The following is a 3,499-nucleotide window of genomic DNA, read 5'->3' as shown; positions in this document are numbered from 1 at the left end:
CTTTTGTAAAATCAGACCGGGGCAGCATCCCGGGGATCCGGGTCGCCCTCCAGGGTGACGAAGTAGTCGTAATAGGGCAGCAGGAAGGTGAAGTCCTGTCTCAGGCGCTCCACGATGTCCCGGCTGAACAGCTCGTCCGTCAGCTTGTCATTGTGACAGATGGTGAAGCTCCTGGCCCGGTACCAGGGCTCCAGCAGTTTGGAAGGGGCCGGGGCCCTGGGGCGCTTGTAGTCCTCCGTCTCCAGGACAAGTTCCTTCTGGCGGTTCAGCTTCCGCATCAGCTTCTCCATGGCGGCGGGGTCCCGGTCGATCCGGGCCCGCAGCTTGGCCATCGTCAGCGGCTTGGGCATATAATACCCCATGCCGCAGGTCCACCCCTCCGGCATCAGCTCGAACCAGAAGGTGGGGTGGGCCGTCCACTCCTCCGAGGGCTGCTCGATAGAGAACCACAGGCTCTCCTTATAAGGCCCCCGGCCGTGGAGCCGCCGGACGTCCCGGTAGATCCGGGTCACCTTGCGGATGAGCCCCAGATCCGGCCGCTTGGCGGCGATGTAGTCATAGAGCTCGTCCCCCAGCTCCCGCATGGGCTGATAAAAGTGCGTCAGATAAATCTCCTTGTGAGCTTCAAACCAGGCCCGCTCGTTGTTGAAGCGGATGCCCCACATAAAGTCCACAGTCTCGTCTGTAAAGCCGGTAAACATCCCGTTCCTCCCGCTGGATTTCAAAATTTAAGATTTAGTATAACACATTTTCCGGCCATGGAAAAGAGGGGAACGGCGTTTTTTCGGCGCCCTTCCCCTCTTTCCGCTCACAGCGCCCGCTCCAGCAGGGCCATCAGCTGGTCCGCCTGACGGTAGGATTCCTCTCCCAGCTCCTTCAGCAGCCGCCCCAGGCAGGGGTCTGTGGTCTCCTCCCCCGCCCGCAGGTAGTTCATGCCGTTGCAGGCCTCCACATGGTACCGCTCCCGCAGGGCGGGGCACCAGCTATCTATGGAAATCCGTCCGCTGGCCACCGCCGGGCGGTAGCAGTTCCCAGTGATGAGGTAGTAGGCCGTCATCAGCCGCCGGGCAGCTGCGCCCGACGCGTTTGCCAAATCCCGCATCGTCCCCCGGGCGAAAGCCGGTGCCCGCCGGGCGAATGCCTGATAGGTCCGCCTATCTGCCAGCTCCACTTCGATGAACCCTTCGATCACTCCCAGTTCCTCCTGCGCCATGGTGCCCATGCAGCAGGGGTTCTCCTCCGCACCGGGCAGGTGCTCCAAGTCCTCACCGGCCGGCGGCTGGGAAGCCCGCGGTGCGGCACCAGAGGCCAGGGGCGCCATCGCGGGCACCGCCGGCTCCCGCAGGTCGGGATAGGGCTCCAGGTTGGGGGCCACCCGCCGCCAGATCTGGTCGTATTTCCGGAAGTCATAGGTCTCCGGAGTATGTATGGTCTGTTCCATCCAGGTCCCTCCTTTTCTCCCCAGTGTATGCGCTTGGGAAAAAACGGTTCCTGTTGCAAAAATCACACGTATGAAATTCGCCCCAGGGTTAAAATATCATAGGACGAGAGTTCCCTTTTTCATTGCTTTTTCCCGTTGTTTCTGTTAAAATAGGGAAACTGCGAGGATTGATGCCAGCAAAGGAGGTTCCGATTGTATGCTGGAATTGAAACATATCAGCTACGCCGTCCGGGAGGGCGACAGTGAGCTGGGGATCTTAAACGACATCTCCCTGACCATCGACGACCACCGACTGGTGGTGTTCACCGGTCCCAACGGCGGCGGCAAGACCACCCTGGCCAAGATCATCATGGGTCTGGTGAAGCCCACCGGCGGCCAGATTCTGTGGAACGGTCAGGATATCACGGACCTGGGAATCACGGAGCGGGCCCGTCTGGGCATCAGCTACGGCTTCCAGCAGCCCCCCCGGTTCAAGGGGCTGACGGTCCGCAACCTGCTGACCATCGCCTCCGGGAATGAGAAGCTGTCCAAGGACCAGTGCTGCCAGTACCTGACGAAGGTGGGCCTGTGCGCCAATGACTATCTGGACCGGGAGGTGGACGCCTCCCTCTCCGGCGGCGAGGTGAAGCGCATCGAGATTGCCACCATCCTGGCCCGCAGCAGCCAGCTGATGATCTTCGACGAGCCGGAGGCGGGCATCGACCTGTGGAGCTTCGCCCGGCTGACAGAGACGTTTGAACAGATCCACGCCAGCGGCACCGCGACCATGATTATCATCTCCCACCAGGAGCGGATCATCTCCCTGGCAGACGAGATCATCGTGGTGGGCGACGGGGAGCTGCGCCACCGGGGCACACCTGAGGAGATCCTGCCTCAGATCCTGGCGGACACCCTGTCCGGGTGCCCGGTGCTGACGAAAGAAGGTGCTGCTGTATGATGGACACACAGGTGGACCGGGAGCTGCTGGAGAAGATCGCGGACCTGATCGGTAAGCCCGTGGGGGCCTTCAACATCCGTAAGGACTGCGGCTGTGACGGCCGGGTGTCCACGGAGCACATCAAGATCGACGACCGGACCGACGGCCACGCCGGCATCGACATCCGGATTCTGGACGGGACCAAGGGCGAGACCTGCCACATCCCCGTCATCATCACCAAGTCCGGTGTGGAAGAGACGGTGTACAACGACTTCTACATCGGCGAGGACTGCGATGTGGAGATCGTGGCCGGCTGCGGCATCCACAACTGCGGCGACCAGGAGTCCCGCCACGACGGCATCCACACCTTCCATGTGGGCAAAAACTCCCATGTCCACTACTCAGAAAAGCACTACGCTGAGGGGGACGGCAGGGGCGAGAAGATTATGAACCCCCAGACCATCGTGTATCTGGAGGAGGGCGCCTCCATCCAGATGGACACGGTGCAGATCCGGGGCGTGGACTCCACCAAGCGGTACACCAAGATCGTCTGCGGCAAGGGGGCCGAGGCCGTCATCACAGAGCGGCTGCTGACCCACGGCCGCCAGGTGGCGGACAGCGACATGGTCATCGAGCTGAACGGTGAGGACGCCAAGGGCCGGGTCATCTCCCGGTCTGTGGCCCAGGACGAGTCCTCCCAGGTGTTCCGCCCCTGTGTGGTGGGCAACGCCAAGTGCTTCGGCCATGTGCAGTGCGACTCCATTATTATGGGACAGGCCAAGATCAGCTCCGTGCCGGAGATCGCCGCCAACGACACCGAGGCCCAGCTGATCCACGAGGCCGCCATCGGCAAGATCGCCGGGGACCAGCTGCTGAAGCTGGAGACCCTGGGCCTCACCGAGGAGGAAGCGGAGGACCGGATCCTCAAGGGATTTTTGGCATAAAGACAGACCGCGGGGCGGCTGGCCGGAGGGCCGGCCGCCTTTTTTGCTTCCCCGCCCCCAGAGAGGGGGCTTTCTTCCGGAGGCGCCGCAGGGGCGGCAATCTGCCGCCCGGGTGGATTCAGCCATGAGGATGGCTGGGCAATGCCCGGTCCAAAAGAAAAGGCCGCTTTTGGCGCACGCCGGCGCATTCGCGCCTCT

Annotated in this window: 4 protein-coding genes; 2 read left to right on the top strand and 2 right to left on the bottom strand. The window is 62.4% G+C overall.

Translation table 11 applies throughout. From position 1 onward, the window contains the following. Window positions 1-11: 11 nt before the first annotated feature. On the bottom strand, window positions 12-701 hold the full coding sequence (locus tag QVE23_RS10670; protein WP_021750872.1) for a DUF2461 domain-containing protein: 690 nt from the start codon (window positions 699-701) through the stop codon (window positions 12-14). A 107-nt stretch (window positions 702-808) separates the two neighbouring features. Continuing rightward, window positions 809-1,441 carry a ferritin-like domain-containing protein gene (locus tag QVE23_RS10665; protein WP_119311567.1) on the bottom strand — a complete coding sequence of 211 codons (633 nt, stop codon included), beginning with the start codon at window positions 1,439-1,441 and terminating at the stop codon, window positions 809-811. Window positions 1,442-1,637: 196 nt separating this feature from the next. On the opposite strand from QVE23_RS10665, the gene QVE23_RS10660 reads away from it, so the two are divergent. Then, window positions 1,638-2,378 (top strand): ABC transporter ATP-binding protein, encoded by a 741-nt coding sequence (locus QVE23_RS10660; RefSeq protein ID WP_021750875.1) that lies wholly within the window; start codon window positions 1,638-1,640, stop codon window positions 2,376-2,378. Further along, window positions 2,375-3,301 (top strand): SufB/SufD family protein, encoded by a 927-nt coding sequence (locus tag QVE23_RS10655; RefSeq protein WP_021750876.1) that lies wholly within the window; start codon window positions 2,375-2,377, stop codon window positions 3,299-3,301. Before QVE23_RS10660 ends, QVE23_RS10655 begins: the two co-directional genes overlap by 4 nt. The last annotated feature ends 198 nt before the right edge of the window (window positions 3,302-3,499 follow it).

The organism is Oscillibacter sp. KLE 1728 (assembly GCF_934833455.1).
Taxonomy (GTDB): domain Bacteria; phylum Bacillota; class Clostridia; order Oscillospirales; family Oscillospiraceae; genus Oscillibacter; species Oscillibacter welbionis.
This window is presented reverse-complemented; position numbering and strand designations above follow the sequence as displayed.

Excerpts from the sequence above, each read along its gene's own strand:
- QVE23_RS10660 (WP_021750875.1), top strand. The coding sequence starts at position 1,638 with ATGCTGGAATTGAAACATATCAGCTACGCCGTCCGGGAGGGCGACAGT.
- QVE23_RS10670 (WP_021750872.1), bottom strand. The coding sequence starts at position 701 with ATGTTTACCGGCTTTACAGACGAGACTGTGGACTTTATGTGGGGCATC.
- QVE23_RS10655 (WP_021750876.1), top strand. The coding sequence starts at position 2,375 with ATGATGGACACACAGGTGGACCGGGAGCTGCTGGAGAAGATCGCGGAC.
- QVE23_RS10665 (WP_119311567.1), bottom strand. The coding sequence starts at position 1,441 with ATGGAACAGACCATACATACTCCGGAGACCTATGACTTCCGGAAATAC.